Below are 14,314 nucleotides of genomic sequence, written 5' to 3' on the forward strand. Positions count from 1 at the left end.
TCCGGGTCCTTCTCCTGGCCCGGGCAGGCGCGAAGTCTCATGAAACACACCAAACAAGAAGGGCGCCGGTCCCCCTGACCGGCGCCCCTCCTGTCACGCGATGCCGCTGCCCTCAGGCAGCGTCCTCGCGGCGATCGCGCGCTTTCACGTAGGCGATGGAGGCGTGCTCCAGGCAGTAGGGCTTCCCGCCGAAGGACTCCGACGTGCAGAAGCGGAACTCCGGCGTGCCGGGCTCGCCGATCGGCCAGCAGCAGGTGCGGGCGCCGCTGCGCGGGAAGGGGCGCACCACGGCGGGCGGCGCGGCGCGCATCACGGGGGCGGCCGGCGGGCGGGGCGCGGCGGCGACGACGGGGCGCGGCGCGGGCGCGGCGACCGGCCCCGTGACGGGCCCCATGACCGGCGCGGCGGCTGCCACCGGACGGGGCGCGGCCGATGCGGCGGCCTGCTCGCGCTGGATGGGGCTGGGGCGCGCGGGCAGGTGCAGGCGATGCGCCTTGCCCACCACCGCGTTCTTCGAGATGCCCATGCGGCGCCCGATCTCGGCGGTGGAGTGTCCTTCCGCCCAGAGCGCCCGCAACTGCTCGATCGCTTCCGCTGACCAGTCCATCGCGCAACCCCCGTCAACGACGATACAAGATACGGTAGGTCACAGGGTTACCCGCCCACAAGATGACGCCCACGAAAACTTGTGGACGGAAATGTGGGTGATTCTGTGGACAGGAATCAGTGTGTGAATCGGATCAGCCGCTTCGTGCGCCGACTTCACACGCCGCTAGAGGATGACACCTTTCCTCAACATTCCGTGCACGCCCTTCTCGCCGTTCACGGTTTGAGTCACCCGGAAATCCACCGCGAGCGAGCAGAACTGGTAGGCGTCCGCGGGAGTGAGGTTGGTGCGCGCGGCGATGAAGCCGATCATCTCGCGCAGCGCCTGCTTCATCGCGAGGTCCAGATCCTCGTTCATGCCCATGGTGATGAAGTGCGTCGGCGTCTCCGCGCGCGGGAAGCGCAGGATCGGGTCGCGCGCGCCGCCTCCCTTCTCCACGTGCAGGCCGAAGGTGCCGGTCAGACTCGTCTCCAGCGCGTTGATGCAGACCTCGCCGTCGCCCTGCACGCCGTGGCCGTCGCCCGCCGAGAACATCGCGCCCGCCACGTGCACGGGCAGCCACAGCGTGGTGCCCTCCACCAGCTCCTTGTTGTCGAGGTTGCCGCCATGCGCGCGCGGCTCCTTCGTGGAGATGCGGCCCCACTCGGCCGGCGGCGCCACGCCCATCACGCCGAAGAAGGGCGCGAGGTCCAGCCGGATGCCGCCGCCCATCGGCAGGGTGCAGGTCTTCGCCGCCTGGTCCACGGGGATGTGCAGCATGCGGCGGAAGGGAAAGTCCTCCGGCAATGTGCCCATCAGCGGGCGGAAGCCGCAGAAGCCCCAGTCCGTGCCGAGCTCGATCCGCTCGATCTCCACCCGCAGCGCGTCGCCCGGCTCCGCGCCACGCACCTCCACCGGCCCGGTGATGATGTGGCCCGAGAGGCCCGCCGTGTTAGCGGCGGCGATGTCGCGCAGCGCCTGCGGCACGGTCATCCCGCTGCCCTCGCCCGGCACGGCGTCGCCGAGGCCGGAGACGCATTGCAGCGTCACGCTCTCCCCGGCCGCGATGCTCGCCACCGGCGGGAAGCCGGCGTCGAACTGGCCGATGCGCGTGGTCTGCGGCGTGGCGGGGACGAAATGCGGCATCATCGATTCCTCCGGTGCGCCATTCTCTCCCGCCCCGCCCGGCTTGGCGAGACGGCCTTGCGCGATCCGTCGCGCGGCGCCAAGGGAGGCCCACGATGACCGAGACCTTCGACGCGATCATCCTCGGCGCCGGCGCCGCGGGCATGATGGCGGCCTTCACCGCGGGGCGGCGCGGCCGGCGCGTGCTGCTGCTGGACCACGCGGAGGCGCCGGGGGCGAAGATCCTCATCTCCGGCGGCGGCCGCTGCAACTTCACCAACCTCGAGGTGGAGCCCGCGCGCTTCTTCTCGGCCAACCCACACTTCGCCCGCTCCGCCCTCTCCCGCTACACGCAGCGGGACTTCATCGCGATGGTGGAGCGCCATCGCATCCCCTACCACGAGAAGACGCTCGGCCAGCTCTTCTGCGACGGCTCCGCCCGCGCGATCGTCGGGATGCTTCTGGCCGAGTGCGACGCCGCCGGCGTGGACCTGCGCCCGCGCCACCGCATTACCGGCGTCACCCGCGCGGACCGCTTCCAGGTGGAGACGAACCGCGGCAGCTTCGCCGCCCCCGCCCTCGTGCTCGCCACCGGCGGCCTCTCGATCCCCAAGATGGGCGCGACAGGCCTCTCGCTCGACATCGCCGGCCGCTTCGGCCTGCCCGTGGTCACGCCCCGCCCCGCCCTGGTGCCGCTGACCTTCGGGGAGTCCGACCTCGCCCTCATGCGCCCCATCTCCGGCGTCTCCCTCCCCGTGGAGGCGCGCGCGGGCCCCGCGCGCTTCGCGGAGGCGATGCTCTTCACCCATCGCGGCCTCTCCGGCCCCGCCATCCTGCAGGTCTCCACCCCCTGGCGCCCCGGTGAGCCGGTCACCGTGGACCTGCTGCCCGGGCTCGACGCCACCGCCTGGCTGCTGGCCCGCAAGAATGAGCGCCCGCGCGCCGCCCTGCACACCGTGCTGGCGGAGCACATGCCCCAGCGCCTCGCCTCCGCCCTCGGCGCCACCCTGTTCCAGGAGCACGCGCGCCCCGTGGGCGAGCTCGGCAACAAGCCCCTCTCCGCCGTCGCCGCCCGCCTGAAGGCCCTCTCCCTCACCCCCACCGGCACGGAAGGCTACGCCAAGGCCGAGGTGATGGCCGGCGGCGTGGACACCGCCGCCCTCTCCTCCCAGACCATGGCCGCGAAGGACGTCCCCGGCCTGCACGTGGTGGGGGAAGCGGTGGACGTGACGGGATGGCTCGGCGGCTACAACTTCCAATGGGCCTGGTCGTCGGGGTGGTGCGCGGGGATGTCGGTCTAGGTTTCCGACTGTCCGGCACCAGGGGGCCTTGCCCCCTGGAACCCCCACCAGGAGGCTGAGCCTCCTGGACCTGCATCGGGCTGCCGCGGGACTGACGGGAGATGTCGGCCCTCTACGATCAGCACCCCATCCTGCCCCTGCAGTCGCCTCGGCTCCACGAGCCGAGGCGCACCGTCAGCGAAGATCAGACCAACTCGAAGAAGAAGATGATGGTGAGGGGTCCGGGGAGAGGAAGAATTCCTTCTTCCTCTCCCTGGCCACGGACCGGAGCCGCAGGATCACCCCGGCGTCGGGTCGTGGTGGATGCGCCGCAGCCGGAACGCGAGGCTGAGGAGGAGGACCCCGCCCACCACGGCCTGGATGGCCACCACCCAGATCAGTGCCAATAGCCCCGCCCCCGGCGCCGCGGCCAGCCACAGCCCGATGAGGATGCCGATCGCCCCCCAGAGCCCGAGCAGCCAGCTGCCGCTGCGCCAGGCGAGGACGATGCGGAAGATCCCCGTCGCGATGGACCAGGCCGCCACGAGCAGCACGAGGATGATGGCGGAGGCGATCGGCATGGCCATCAGCACTACGGCCGCGACGAGGGAGAGGAGGCCGTCCACCCAGAGCCAGCCGGAGTGCGGGCGCGCGGGGCCGGGGAGGGGGGTGGCGCTCCGGCCCGTCGCGGCCTGCCAGAGAGTGAAAATCCCGTCCAGCGCCAGCCAGGCGGCGAGGACGCCGAGGATGACGGCCAGCCCCAGCCCCGGCGCGAGGAAGGCGAAGATGCCGAAGAGGATGGAGGCCACCCCGCGGAGGAGCAGCAGCCACCAGCCGCTCGCCAGGGCGCGGACGACGCGGAAGCGCCCCTCGGCCGGGGTGGGAAGGGTGGTGGCGGACATGGCCGGCGGCTCCTGCGCGGGGATGCGGATGGATGCCGTTGCAGCGGGACGCGGCGCGGAAGGTTGCGCCGGCTGCCCGCCGCGGGTGGGCGTCAGGCCGCCAGCGCCTCCGCCCGGCTCGGCACCTCCGCCACGGGCGCGTCGATGCCGGGTGTCCAGTGCGGGCCGCCGCGCGGGCGCGGGGCGAAGTGGGCGCGCAGGGCGCGGCTGCCCTCAATGCGGGACACGTCGAAGAGGCGCCATCCCTCGCCGGGGTCGTCCGGGCCGCGCGCGAGGCCGGCGGTCTGCCAGGTCAGCAGGCCGATGCGGCCAGTGCCGGTGCGGCCGATGGCGTGGGGGTGCACCACGCGCCAGGCGCCGCCGTAGCGCAGCTCCAGCGCGCGCCGTTCCCGCACCGCGCGGGAGAGGCGGGCGATGCGGCGGCGGAGGCGTGGGGAGAGCGGCGGGAAGGGGATGGCGGGGTAGCTGGACACCCGGTGGATATGGTGTCCAGCCGTTTGTTTTTGAAGGCAGATGGCCCGCTTCAGCGGATGCTCAGGCTGAAGCGGATGGGCACCACCATGTCCACCGTGTTGCCGGCCATGTCGTCGGGCATCGGCGGCAGGCTCACGCGGCGGAGCATCGCCTCCGCCTCCTCGTCCAGGTCGGATTCGCCGGAGCTGCGGACGACGCGGGCGGAGATGACGGTCCCGTCCCGGCGCAGCACGAAGCCCACGTTCACCACGCCCTCGGCGCGCCGCGCGCGGGCGCCGGCGGGGTAGCGCTGCACACGCCGCAGCGCCGCCTGGATCTGGCCCACGTAGTTGCTGGGCAGGCCGCCGGCGGCCCGGGCGGGCGCGGCCGGCGCCGCGGGGGCCGGGGCGGGCGAGGGCACGGCAGCCGGCGGCGCGGCCACGGGCGGCGTGTAGGGCTGGACGGGCGCCTGCTCCGCCACCTGCGGCCGCACGGGGCGGGGCGCCGGGGCGCGGGGGCGCGGGGGCTGCACCACCGGCACGGGCGGCGGCGGCGGGGCGGGGGGCGGGGGAAGCGGCGGGGGCTCCTCCGTGGCTTCAACCGGCGGCGGCTCCGGCGGCGGCGGCGCCTCTGGCGGGGGCGGCGGTACGGGGTCAGGCTCCACCATCGCCACCTCGTCCGGCGGCGGCGGGCGCGCGGCGTCGGGCGGCGGCGGCGGGGCCGTGTCCGGCGGGGGCGGCGTTACGGCCTCCGGCGGCGGCGGGGGCGCGGCCTCGGGGGGTGGGGGCTGGGCGGCGTCCGGCGGCGGCGGGGCGGCGGTCTCGGGCGGCGGCGTGGCGGCCGCCGGCTCGGGCGGGGCAGCGGCCACGGAATCGGGCGGGGCGGCCGGGGGCGCGGCCTCGGTCACGGGGGCGGGATCGGGCGCCGGCGCGGGCTCCGGGGCCGGCATGGTCTCCACCTCCACGGCGGGGACGGGCGTCTCCGGCGGCGCGGCGGGGATCAGCAGCACGCCGATGGCGGCGGCGTGGAACAGGGCGGAGACGCCCCAGGCCAACGGCTTCGCCGCGCGGCGCAGGCCGGAGCGATGCGGGGCGGGGGCCGGGTGGCGGGCGGCGACGGCGAGCGCGGCCTCCAGCACCGCCGGCGGCGGCTCCGGCAGGGGCACCACCTTCGGCATGAACGGCAGGGCCGGCCGGGCGGCCTGGGGCTTCTCGGCGAGGAGGTGGTCCATCCCGGCCCCGCCCTTTAGCGCGCCTGCACCGCGGGCGCGGCGGCGTCGGCCTCGGCGATGAGGGAGACCTTCGTAATCCCGGCGCGGGAGACGCGGCCCATCACCCGCAGCACGTCGCCATAGGGCACGGCGCGGTCGCCGCGCACGTGCACGGGGGCCTCCGGGTCCTGCGCGTGCAGGGCCACCAACCGCTCCGTCAGCGCCGCCTCGGAGATCTCCTCCTGCCGGATGAAGATCCTGCCGCCCGGCGCGACGGTGAGGACGACCGGCGGATTGGTGGAGGCGGCGCGGGCGGCCGCCGTGCGCGGCAGGTTCACCGGCACGCCCACCGTCATCATCGGCGCGGCCACCATGAAGATGATGAGCAGCACGAGCATCACGTCCACCAGCGGCGTGACATTCATCTCGGCCATCGGCGCGGCGTCGTCATCGTCGCCGCCACCGCCGCCCATGGACATGGCCATCGCGGCCTACTCCGCCGCGCGGCCGCTATGGGCGCGGGAGGGGGCGGGGCGCCGCGCCATGCCGGCCGAGAGCTCATGGATGGAGGAGAAGGCGTTCTGCCGGATCCGCGCGAAGGTCACGGTGAAGCGGTTATAGGCCATGACGGAGGGGATGGCGGCCACCAGGCCGATGGCGGTGGCGAAGAGCGCCTCCGCGATGCCCGGCGCCACGACAGCGAGGCTGGTGTCGCCGCTCGCCGCGATGCCGGAGAAGGAATTCATGATGCCCCAGACCGTGCCGAACAGCCCGATGAAGGGGCCGACGGCGCCGATGGTGGCCAGCAGCGGCAGGCCGGGCTCCGCCGCGCGGAAGGCGGCGATGACGGGGGCGCGCATGGCGTGCTCCATCCGCTCGCGGTACTCGCCGCGGCTCTCTGCGGGGTCGCGGCCCTCGTGCCACTCCCGCGCGCCGGCGCGGATCACCTCGGCGGCCAGCCCGCCCTCGGGCGTCACGGCGCCCGTCGCGGCGCCGGCCAGCTTGCGCGCCTCCGCCCGGAGACGGCGGGCGGCGATCAGCTTCTCGACCATGATCCCCCAGCAGGCGATGGAGGCGACGAGCAGCAGGATCATCACCCCTTTCACGATGGGGTCGGCCTGCAGGAACAGCGCGAGCGGGGAGAGGTCGTGCCCGACCGCCGCGTGGGCAAGGTCGGTGGCGGGCGCCCCGGGCACCGCGACCGGGCCAGTGGGGGGCACGGCGGGGGGTACGGCGGGGGGCACGGCGGGGGCTGCTGCAGACATGGCGGGCGGGACGGAGGGAGCGGCGGGCGCGGGGGCGGCGGGGTTCATGGCTTACTTCTCCAGCGCCACGCCCTGCACCCGCGAGCTGACGGCCAGGCGGCCGAGGCAGGCGGCGGGGGTGGCGTCCGGCCCACAGGCCAGCACGTCGTTCAGAAGGAGGTAGCCCACGCCGTCGCAGGACGTGCCGGCGAGGTCGAAGATGCGGGCCATGGTCTTCTCCGCGGGCAGCGGGCCGAGATCGAGTGCCAGGCGGCGCGCCACCACCTGGTCCTTGCCGAAGACCACGAGGTCGAGGCGCAGCGGGTCCACCGCCGCGCCGGGGTTGCGCGCCAGCATCCACACCCGGCAGCCCTCTGGCCGCGCCTCCAGCCGGTTCAGCTCCACGGCGACCTGACCACCGGAGGCAATCTGGGCCGGGGCCGTCTGGGCCGGGGTCGTCTGGGCCAGCGCCGGCGCGGCCGCCATCGGCAGCAGCGGGGCCAGCAGCACGGGCAGGAACCGTAAGGCGCGGGCGAGGGGCATGTCCCTGGAGCGTCCTTGATCTGTCGGGGCGCCCGGCCGGGGCGCCCAGGAACGGGCGGCACGCGCCGGGCCGGTGAAGGCCCGGCGCGGGCGGCACGGCGGGGGGCGCCGGGCCGCGATGCGTCCGTCGGAGGCCTGCCGTCTATCGCACCTGCAAAGCATATGCAACGCGGTTGCGAACGACTTGCAGATAAAGATGGGCGGACCTGCCAACTCCGCGTGATGCCCGGCCCTTCCCGCATCCCTGCCGCATGTTAAGGCTTTGAACCCGCTGCACCGCGACACGAAAGGGGCCGGCATGTCCGACCTGCCGAACATCGAAGTCCAGGGAGAGAGCGAGCCCGCCGTGGCCCTCGCCCTGCTGCGAATCATCATGGCCTCCTCGAAGGACGGCACGGAGCACGATCGGGACTGGATCCTCTCCACCTACGCCGACTGCCTGGCCGTGGTGGGCGGGGCGGAGGTCTCCTACGACGAGGAGGACGAGGGGAAGGAAGGGGGCTGATCCGGCACCGGAGCGCGAACGGCGTTGGAAAGAGAGGGCGCTCCCCTCGGACCCCTCTCATCCCCCTCTCCCAGAGAGGCGCTCAGGGGAGGCGCCAAAAGGCCATGACCCTCGGCGGTGACGGCCCGGGCGGGGCCCGACGGGCCTCCATCGTCTCTGCCCGCGCGGCAGGGTAAGGGAGGGCATGGACGAAGCCGCCGCCCTGCTGGACGCCGCCTGCGCGCATTTCGCCACCGGTGTCACCCGCCCTCTGCCCGCCCGCATCGCCGCGCTGCGCGCGCTGCGGAACGGGATGGAGGCGATGGAGGGCGAGATCCTGGCCGCGCTGCGGTCCGATCTCGGCAAGTCGGACTTCGACTCCTGGACCTCCGAGATCCTGCTCGTGCGGCAGGAGATCGCCCTCGCCCTGAAGCGCCTGCCGCGCTGGGCGGGGGAGCGGCGCGCGGGCGGGCGCTGGTTCCACTTCCCCGGCCGCGCCGCTCTTCGGATGGAACCGCGCGGGGCCGTGCTGATCCTCGGGCCGTGGAACTACCCCGTGCAGCTCTGCCTCGTGCCGCTGGTGAGCGCGGTGGCGGCGGGGAATGCGGTGGTGCTGAAGCCTTCCGAGGTGGCGCCGGCCTCGGCGGAGGTGCTGGCGCGGCTCGTCGCGCGCTGCTTCGCGCCCGGCCACGTGGCGGTGGCGCAGGGCGGCCCGTCCCTCGCCGCCGCGCTGACGGCGCAGCCCTTCGACCACCTCTTCTTCACCGGAAGCACGGAGACCGGGCGCAAGGTGGCCGAGGCGGCCGCCCGCAACCTCGCCACCACCACGCTGGAGCTGGGCGGCGCCAATCCCTGCGTCGTGGACGCGGACGCCGACCCCGTCCCCACCGCGCGGCGCATCGCCTGGGCGAAGTTCCTCAACGCCGGCCAGACCTGCCTCGCCCCGAACCACGTTCTCGTCCATGAATCGAAGGCGGAGGCCCTGCTGGACGCGCTGCGCGCCACGATCGCCCGCTTCTACGGCGAGGACGGGCGGGGGATGCAGCGCGTGGTGAACGCGCGACACCTGGCGCGGCTGGAGGCGGTGCTGCCCCGCGGCCGCGCCGCGATCGGCGGCGGGGTGGACCACAACGCGCTGCACATCCAGCCCACTGTCCTGCTGGACCCCGACCCCGCGCTGCTGGAGGAGGAGATCTTCGGCCCGGTCCTGCCCGTGGCGACCTGGCGGGACCGGGACGCGCTGCTGGCCGGCCTCGCCCGCCGCCCCTCCCCCCTCGCCCTCTACGTCCACACGCGGGACGCGGGTTTCGCGGAGGCGGTGGCGGCCGCCCTGCCCTCCGGCGGGCTCTGCGTCAACGAGCACATTGTCCACTGCACCGTCCCCGACCTGCCCTTCGGCGGCGTCGGGCCCAGCGGCTCCGGGCGCTACCACGGCGAGGCCGGCTTCGAAGCCTTCTCCAACCCCCGCGCCCTGTTCCGTCAGCCCGCCGGGATCGACCCGACCCTCCGCTACCCGCCCCCGAGGGCACCGCTCTCTATAATCCGCCGGCTGATGGGCTAGCGGCCCGCGCCGCTGCAACCGCCCGATCCACCCCGCGCTCTCCTGGCTCGAACAGGCCGGGAGGAGCGCATCATGGCCCAGGACAGCAACCGGCAGGACGGTGGTCCCGATCCCGGCGACGCGGTTCCGCCCGGCGTGGCCCCGGTAAACCCCGTGCCGCTGACGGACGAGGACCGGAAGGTGAAGCGGAAGCTGGAAGAACTCGGCGACGGCAAGCCGGCCGAAGGCGAGCCTCAGGGGCGGGCGGAGACCGATGGGCCGGAGCAGCGCGGCCGCTGACAGCCGTGTTCTGGGCGGTCCGGACCCAGGGGGCTTCGCCCCCTGGACCCCCACCAAGGGCCTGAGGCCCTCGGATCCCCTTCTGGCTGCCGCCACGCCGGCCTGACACGAGGTCTCGGCGTGACGGGCCTCTTCCTGCCTTGCAGTCGCCTCGGGTCATCGACCCGAGGCGCACCGGCAGCCGAGCAAATTAAAAGCTTAGAAGAAGATGATGGTGAGGGATCCGGGGAGAGGAAGAATTCCTTCTTCCTCTCCCTGGCCACGGACCGACAGCGAGAGGCGCGGAAAGCCTCACTCCACCCTGATGTTCTCCGCCCGCACCACCTCCCGCATCGCCGCGCGCTGCGCGGTGACGAAGCGGGCGAGGTCCTCCCGGCTGCCGCCGGCGGGCAGCACGCCGATGCCGTTCAGCAGCCGGTCCCGCCACGCGGGGTCCGACAGCGCCTGATTCAGCGCGGCGTTCAGCCGGTCCAGCACGGGCGCCGGGGTGCCGGCGGGGGCCCACATCGCCACCCAGTCGTTCACGTCGAAGCCGGGGAAGCCCCCCTCCGCCACCGTGGGCACCTCCGGCAGGAAGGGCAGGCGCTGCGCGGTGGTGACGGCGAGCGCGCGCAGCCGCCCCTCCCGGATCAGGGGCACGGCCTGGGGCGTGGTGGAGAAGGCCATGTCCACCGCACCCGCCAGCACGTCCTGCATCGCGGGCGCCGATCCGCGATAGGCGACGTGGGTAAGGCCGAGATCGGCCCGGCGCGACAGCACGGCGCCGGCCAGGTGCGGGCCGGAGGCGATGCCGGAGGAGGCGTAGGTCATGCCCCGCTTCTTCCGCGCGGCCTCCATCAGCGCGGGCAGGCTCGCCGGGCCGGAGGCAAGAACCACGAGGACCTGCGGCAGGATGCAGAGGTGGCCGATCGGGGCGAAGGCCGTCACGTAGTCGAAGGGCAGGTTCGTCAGCAGGGCGGGGTTGAGCGCCTGGCCGGAGGCGTCCGAGAGGATGGTGTAGCCGTCCGGCGCCGCCGCCGCGACGGCGGCCGCACCGATGGAGCCCGTCGCGCCCGCCCGGTTCTCCACCGCCATCGGCTGGCCAAGGATCGCCCCCATCGGCTCCGCGACGAGGCGGGTGGGCACGTCCACCCCGCCGCCCGGCGCGTAGGAGGCGATCACCCGGATCGGCCGGGACGGCCAGGCCTGGGCGCGCGCGGCGGAGGGCAGGACGGGAAGGGCCGCCGCCGTGGAAAGCAGCCGGCGGCGCGTGGTTGCGGGCATGGTTCTGCCTCGTGACGTTTCCTGCGCCCGAGGTTGCGAGGGGCACGCCGCGGGCGCAAGGGCGGCCGCCCCACCTTGACGGTCCCATCGCATCGGCCGCGTATGCGCGGCATGACCGAGCCCAACCCCCTCCTGACCCCTTGGGACACCCCCTTCGGCCTGCCCCCCTTCGACCGCATCCGCCCCGAGCACTTCGTGCCGGCCTTCGAGGCCGCGATGGCGGAGCACCTGGAGGAGATCGCGGCCATTGGCGCCGACCCGGCGGAACCGGGCTTCGCCAACACAATCGAAGCGCTGGAGCGCAGCGGGCGGGCCCTGGCGCGGGTGGGCAACGTGTTCGGCAACCTCGTCGTCAGCCTCGGGGGCGAGGCGCTGGAGGCGGTGGACACGGAAATGTCGCCGCGCCTGGCCGAGCACGGGATGCGCGTCTCGCTCGACCCCGCGATCTTCGCGCGGGTGGACGCGCTGCATCGCCAACGGACGCTGCTGGGGCTGGAGGAGGACCAGATGCGGCTGCTCGATCGCACGCATCTCGGCTTCATCCGCTCCGGCGCCGCGCTGGACGAGGCGGCGAAGGCGCGAATGACGGAGATCTCCTCCCGCCTTGCGGTGCTGCACACGGAATTCGGCCAGAACGTCGTCCATGACGAGAAGGTCTGGCATCTCGCGCTGACGGAAGCCGACCTGGACGGCCTGCCGGATTTCCTGCGCGACGGCATGGCGAGCGCTGCGGCAGAGCGGAACCTGCCGGGCTACGCCGTCACCCTCTCCCGCTCCCTCATCGAGCCCTTCCTCACCTTCTCCGCCCGGCGGGACCTGCGCGAGGCCGCCTACCGTGCCTGGACCGCGCGCGGCACCCACGCCGGCGAGCACGACAACCGCCCGCTGATCCCGGAAATCCTGGCGCTGCGCGCGGAGCGGGCGAAGCTGCTGGGCTACGCCACCTTCGCCGAGTTCCGGCTGGCCGATTCCATGGCCGGCACGGTGCAGGCGGTGCAGGGCCTGCTGGCCGAGGTGTGGGAGCCCGCCAAGCGCAAGGCGGCGAAGGAGCGCGACCGCCTCCTCGCGGTGGCCCGCAAGGAGGGCTTTGAGGGCGAGCTGGCCGCCTGGGACTGGCGCTACTACGCCGAGAAGGTGCGCCAGGCCGATTACGAGCTGAACGAGGCGGAGCTGAAGCCCTACTTCCTCCTCGGCAACATCCAGCAAGCGGCCTTCGACACCGCCGGTCGCCTCTTCGGCCTTTCCTTCACGGAAGTGGAGGCGCCCGCCTACCATCCGGACGTCCGCACCTACGAGGTGCGCGACGCCGACGGCCATGTCGGCGTCTTTCTCGCCGATCCCTACGCGCGCGCCGACAAGCGCTCCGGCGCCTGGATGAGCAGCTACCGCGACCAGGAGAACCTGGACGCCCCCGTCTCCCCGGTGATCGTCAACAACAACAACTTCGCCAAGTCCGAGCCCACGCTGCTGAGCTTCGACGACGCGGAAACCTTGTTCCACGAGTTCGGCCACGCCCTGCACGGGCTGCTGAGCAAGGTCCGCTACCCCGCCCAGTCCGGCACCTCCGTCCGCCGCGACTTCGTGGAGCTGCCGAGCCAGATCTACGAGCACTGGATGGCGCTGCCGGAAACGCTGCGCCTCTACGCCCGCCACCACGAGACGGGCGCGCCGATCCCGGACGCGCTGATCAGCCGCCTCCTCGCCGCCCGCGGCTTCAACCAGGGCTTCGCGACGGTGGAGTACACCTCGTCCGCCCTCATCGACATGGCGCTGCACAGCCACCCCGCGCCGGGCACAATCGACATCGAGAGCTTCGAGAAGGAGTTTCTCGGCTCCATCGGCATGCCCGCCGAGATCGGCATCCGCCACCGCCCCGCGCACTTCCAGCACCTCTTCGCCGGCGGCGGCTACGCGGCGAGCTACTACGCCTACATGTGGGCGGAGGTGCTGGACGCGGACGGCTTCGACGCCTTCACCGAAGCGCAGAACCCTTTCGACCCCGCCACCGCCGCGCGCCTCCGCACGCTCTACTCGGCCGGCGACACGCGCGACCCGATGGCGCTCTACGTGGCGTTCCGCGGCCGCACGCCGAGCACGGCGGCGCTGCTGCGGACGCGGGAGCTGGTGGACTGATCCGCCGGGTGGCGGTCCGTGGCCAGGGAGAGGAAGAAGGAATTCTTCCTCTCCCCCGGACCCCTCACCATCATCTTCTTCTAGGCTTGGGAATACCCTGCTGACGGTTCGCCTCGGGTCGATGACCCGAGGCGACTGCCAGGGCAGGAAGGGGCCTGTCCTGCAGAAATACCGTCTCAGGACGGCGCGGCGGCAGCCAGACGGGGGTCCAGGGGCCTCAGGCCCTTGGCGGGGGTTCCAGGGGGCGGCGCCCCCTGGCTCCGGACAGATCAGAACAAGACGGGACAGGATGAGCATGGCGGAAGAGAGCGCGCGGCCGGTGCTGGCCACGCACAGCGGCAAGTTCCACTGCGACGACGTCTTCGCCTACGCCGTGCTGCGCCTCGCGCTCGGCCTGCGCGCGGCGGAGGAGGACCACGTCCTGGTCCGCACCCGCAAGCCGGAGGCGATCCAGGCTGCGGACATCGTGTGGGACGTGGGCACGGTGTACGACGCGGCGGCCAAGCGCTTCGACCACCACCAGCGCGGCGCGCCGGAGCGGCCGGACGGCACGCCCTTCTCCTCCGCCGGGCTCGTCTGGCAGGAGTACGGGGTGGCGGCGGTGGCGGCGATGCTGCCGGAGGAGGCGCGCGGCTTCGCCGAGGGCATCGCGGCGGAGCTGGACGGGTCGCTGATCCTCCGGATCGACGAGGTAGACAACGGCGTCTCCGCCAGCGGCCCTGTGCGGGACGACAATCTCGGCCTCGCGGCGCTCGCGGGCGACTTCAACCCGACCTGGGACAGCCCGGAGGCCGAGGGGCCGGATGCCGGGAATGCGGCCTTCGTCGCCGCCTCGGCCTTTGCCGAGGGCATCCTGCGCCGCCGGGTGGAGGGGATGCGCGCCCGCCGCGCGGCGGAGGCGATCGTGCTGGCCGCCCACCGGGCGGGGGCGGATCCGCAGATCCTCGTTCTGGACCGCGGCATGCCCTGGAAGAGCGCGGTCTTCGCGCACGAACTGCCCGTGCTGTTTTGCGTCAGCCCGGCCTCGAACGGAAACTGGATGCTGGACACCATGCCGCCGGAGCCCGGCTCCTTCGCGCAGCGCATGCCTTTGCCGGCGGACTGGGCGGGGCTGCAGGGGGAGGAGCTGGCGGCGCGCTGCGGGGTGGCGGACGCGGTCTTCGTCCACCTCCGCCGCTTTGTCGGCGCCGCCCGCACGCGGGAGGGGGCGGTGGAGATGGCCCGGCGGGCGCTGGCGACGCCGTGATGTGG

The 14,314-nt window shown here is 73.6% G+C and carries 15 protein-coding genes; 6 read left to right on the forward strand and 9 right to left on the reverse strand.

Going from position 1 to position 14,314, the window contains the following annotated elements; genetic code table 11:
* Positions 1-112: 112 nt before the first annotated feature.
* On the reverse strand, positions 113-607 hold the full coding sequence (locus VQH23_RS07200) for a GcrA family cell cycle regulator (protein ID WP_338664951.1): 495 nt from the start codon (positions 605-607) through the stop codon (positions 113-115).
* 165 nt (positions 608-772) lie between these two features.
* Complete coding sequence (locus VQH23_RS07205) at positions 773-1,732, reverse strand: acetamidase/formamidase family protein (RefSeq protein ID WP_338664952.1); 960 nt, start codon at positions 1,730-1,732, stop codon at positions 773-775.
* 95 nt (positions 1,733-1,827) lie between these two features.
* Here VQH23_RS07205 and VQH23_RS07210 point away from each other — a divergent pair, with 95 nt between their 5' ends.
* Positions 1,828-3,012: an NAD(P)/FAD-dependent oxidoreductase gene (locus VQH23_RS07210; RefSeq protein ID WP_338664953.1), complete on the forward strand. Its 1,185-nt coding sequence runs from the start codon at positions 1,828-1,830 to the stop codon at positions 3,010-3,012.
* 278 nt (positions 3,013-3,290) lie between these two features.
* Here the strand turns inward: VQH23_RS07210 and VQH23_RS07215 are convergent, their stop codons facing one another.
* The 6 genes from VQH23_RS07215 to VQH23_RS07240 all read right to left on the reverse strand — a co-directional run bounded on the left by VQH23_RS07215 (position 3,291) and on the right by VQH23_RS07240 (position 7,343).
* Positions 3,291-3,893 carry a DUF308 domain-containing protein gene (locus VQH23_RS07215; RefSeq protein ID WP_338664954.1) on the reverse strand — a complete coding sequence of 201 codons (603 nt, stop codon included), beginning with the start codon at positions 3,891-3,893 and terminating at the stop codon, positions 3,291-3,293.
* A gap of 92 nt (positions 3,894-3,985) precedes the next feature.
* The gene (locus VQH23_RS07220) at positions 3,986-4,366 is read right to left on the reverse strand and encodes a hypothetical protein (protein WP_338664955.1); all 381 of its coding nucleotides are present in this window, start codon (positions 4,364-4,366) and stop codon (positions 3,986-3,988) included.
* A 50-nt stretch (positions 4,367-4,416) separates the two neighbouring features.
* Positions 4,417-5,577, reverse strand: a complete 1,161-nt coding sequence (locus tag VQH23_RS07225; protein ID WP_338664956.1) for an energy transducer TonB — start codon at positions 5,575-5,577, stop codon at positions 4,417-4,419.
* 14 nt (positions 5,578-5,591) lie between these two features.
* Complete coding sequence (gene tolR / locus VQH23_RS07230; protein ID WP_338664957.1) at positions 5,592-6,041, reverse strand: protein TolR; 450 nt, start codon at positions 6,039-6,041, stop codon at positions 5,592-5,594.
* A gap of 6 nt (positions 6,042-6,047) precedes the next feature.
* Entirely contained in the window at positions 6,048-6,869 is an 822-nt protein-coding gene (locus VQH23_RS07235; protein ID WP_338664958.1) for a MotA/TolQ/ExbB proton channel family protein, read from the reverse strand.
* A 3-nt stretch (positions 6,870-6,872) separates the two neighbouring features.
* Positions 6,873-7,343 (reverse strand): Tat pathway signal protein, encoded by a 471-nt coding sequence (locus VQH23_RS07240; RefSeq protein ID WP_338664959.1) that lies wholly within the window; start codon positions 7,341-7,343, stop codon positions 6,873-6,875.
* A 262-nt stretch (positions 7,344-7,605) separates the two neighbouring features.
* Between VQH23_RS07240 and VQH23_RS07245 the strand changes: the two genes are divergently transcribed.
* From VQH23_RS07245 to VQH23_RS07255, 3 genes are all read left to right on the forward strand, one after another.
* On the forward strand, positions 7,606-7,848 hold the full coding sequence (locus VQH23_RS07245; RefSeq protein WP_338664960.1) for a hypothetical protein: 243 nt from the start codon (positions 7,606-7,608) through the stop codon (positions 7,846-7,848).
* Positions 7,849-8,032: 184 nt separating this feature from the next.
* Complete coding sequence (locus VQH23_RS07250) at positions 8,033-9,388, forward strand: aldehyde dehydrogenase family protein (protein ID WP_338664961.1); 1,356 nt, start codon at positions 8,033-8,035, stop codon at positions 9,386-9,388.
* Between the two features lie 72 nt (positions 9,389-9,460).
* Positions 9,461-9,667: a hypothetical protein gene (locus tag VQH23_RS07255; RefSeq protein ID WP_338664962.1), complete on the forward strand. Its 207-nt coding sequence runs from the start codon at positions 9,461-9,463 to the stop codon at positions 9,665-9,667.
* Positions 9,668-9,958: 291 nt separating this feature from the next.
* Here VQH23_RS07255 and VQH23_RS07260 read toward each other — a convergent pair whose 3' ends face one another.
* The gene (locus VQH23_RS07260; RefSeq protein WP_338664963.1) at positions 9,959-10,930 is read right to left on the reverse strand and encodes a tripartite tricarboxylate transporter substrate-binding protein; all 972 of its coding nucleotides are present in this window, start codon (positions 10,928-10,930) and stop codon (positions 9,959-9,961) included.
* Positions 10,931-11,041: 111 nt separating this feature from the next.
* On the opposite strand from VQH23_RS07260, the gene VQH23_RS07265 reads away from it, so the two are divergent.
* Together VQH23_RS07265 and VQH23_RS07270 are read left to right on the forward strand one after the other, a co-directional pair.
* Positions 11,042-13,063, forward strand: coding sequence for a M3 family metallopeptidase (locus VQH23_RS07265; protein ID WP_338664964.1), 2,022 nt, complete (start codon positions 11,042-11,044; stop codon positions 13,061-13,063).
* Positions 13,064-13,358: 295 nt separating this feature from the next.
* Positions 13,359-14,309, forward strand: coding sequence for an MYG1 family protein (locus tag VQH23_RS07270; protein ID WP_338664965.1), 951 nt, complete (start codon positions 13,359-13,361; stop codon positions 14,307-14,309).
* The last annotated feature ends 5 nt before the right edge of the window (positions 14,310-14,314 follow it).

Source organism: Pararoseomonas sp. SCSIO 73927 (assembly GCF_037040815.1).
GTDB lineage: Bacteria > Pseudomonadota > Alphaproteobacteria > Acetobacterales > Acetobacteraceae > Roseomonas.

What these genes read in the sequence shown, in the direction of transcription:
- VQH23_RS07265 (WP_338664964.1), top strand. Translation starts at nt 11,042, where the DNA reads ATGACCGAGCCCAACCCCCTCCTGACCCCTTGGGACACCCCCTTCGGC.
- VQH23_RS07255 (WP_338664962.1), top strand. Translation starts at nt 9,461, where the DNA reads ATGGCCCAGGACAGCAACCGGCAGGACGGTGGTCCCGATCCCGGCGAC.
- VQH23_RS07210 (WP_338664953.1), top strand. Translation starts at nt 1,828, where the DNA reads ATGACCGAGACCTTCGACGCGATCATCCTCGGCGCCGGCGCCGCGGGC.
- VQH23_RS07250 (WP_338664961.1), top strand. Translation starts at nt 8,033, where the DNA reads ATGGACGAAGCCGCCGCCCTGCTGGACGCCGCCTGCGCGCATTTCGCC.
- VQH23_RS07200 (WP_338664951.1), bottom strand. Translation starts at nt 607, where the DNA reads ATGGACTGGTCAGCGGAAGCGATCGAGCAGTTGCGGGCGCTCTGGGCG.
- VQH23_RS07235 (WP_338664958.1), bottom strand. Translation starts at nt 6,869, where the DNA reads ATGAACCCCGCCGCCCCCGCGCCCGCCGCTCCCTCCGTCCCGCCCGCC.
- VQH23_RS07260 (WP_338664963.1), bottom strand. Translation starts at nt 10,930, where the DNA reads ATGCCCGCAACCACGCGCCGCCGGCTGCTTTCCACGGCGGCGGCCCTT.
- tolR (WP_338664957.1), bottom strand. Translation starts at nt 6,041, where the DNA reads ATGGCCATGTCCATGGGCGGCGGTGGCGGCGACGATGACGACGCCGCG.
- VQH23_RS07215 (WP_338664954.1), bottom strand. Translation starts at nt 3,893, where the DNA reads ATGTCCGCCACCACCCTTCCCACCCCGGCCGAGGGGCGCTTCCGCGTC.
- VQH23_RS07225 (WP_338664956.1), bottom strand. Translation starts at nt 5,577, where the DNA reads ATGGACCACCTCCTCGCCGAGAAGCCCCAGGCCGCCCGGCCGGCCCTG.
- VQH23_RS07270 (WP_338664965.1), top strand. Translation starts at nt 13,359, where the DNA reads ATGGCGGAAGAGAGCGCGCGGCCGGTGCTGGCCACGCACAGCGGCAAG.
- VQH23_RS07240 (WP_338664959.1), bottom strand. Translation starts at nt 7,343, where the DNA reads ATGCCCCTCGCCCGCGCCTTACGGTTCCTGCCCGTGCTGCTGGCCCCG.
- VQH23_RS07205 (WP_338664952.1), bottom strand. Translation starts at nt 1,732, where the DNA reads ATGCCGCATTTCGTCCCCGCCACGCCGCAGACCACGCGCATCGGCCAG.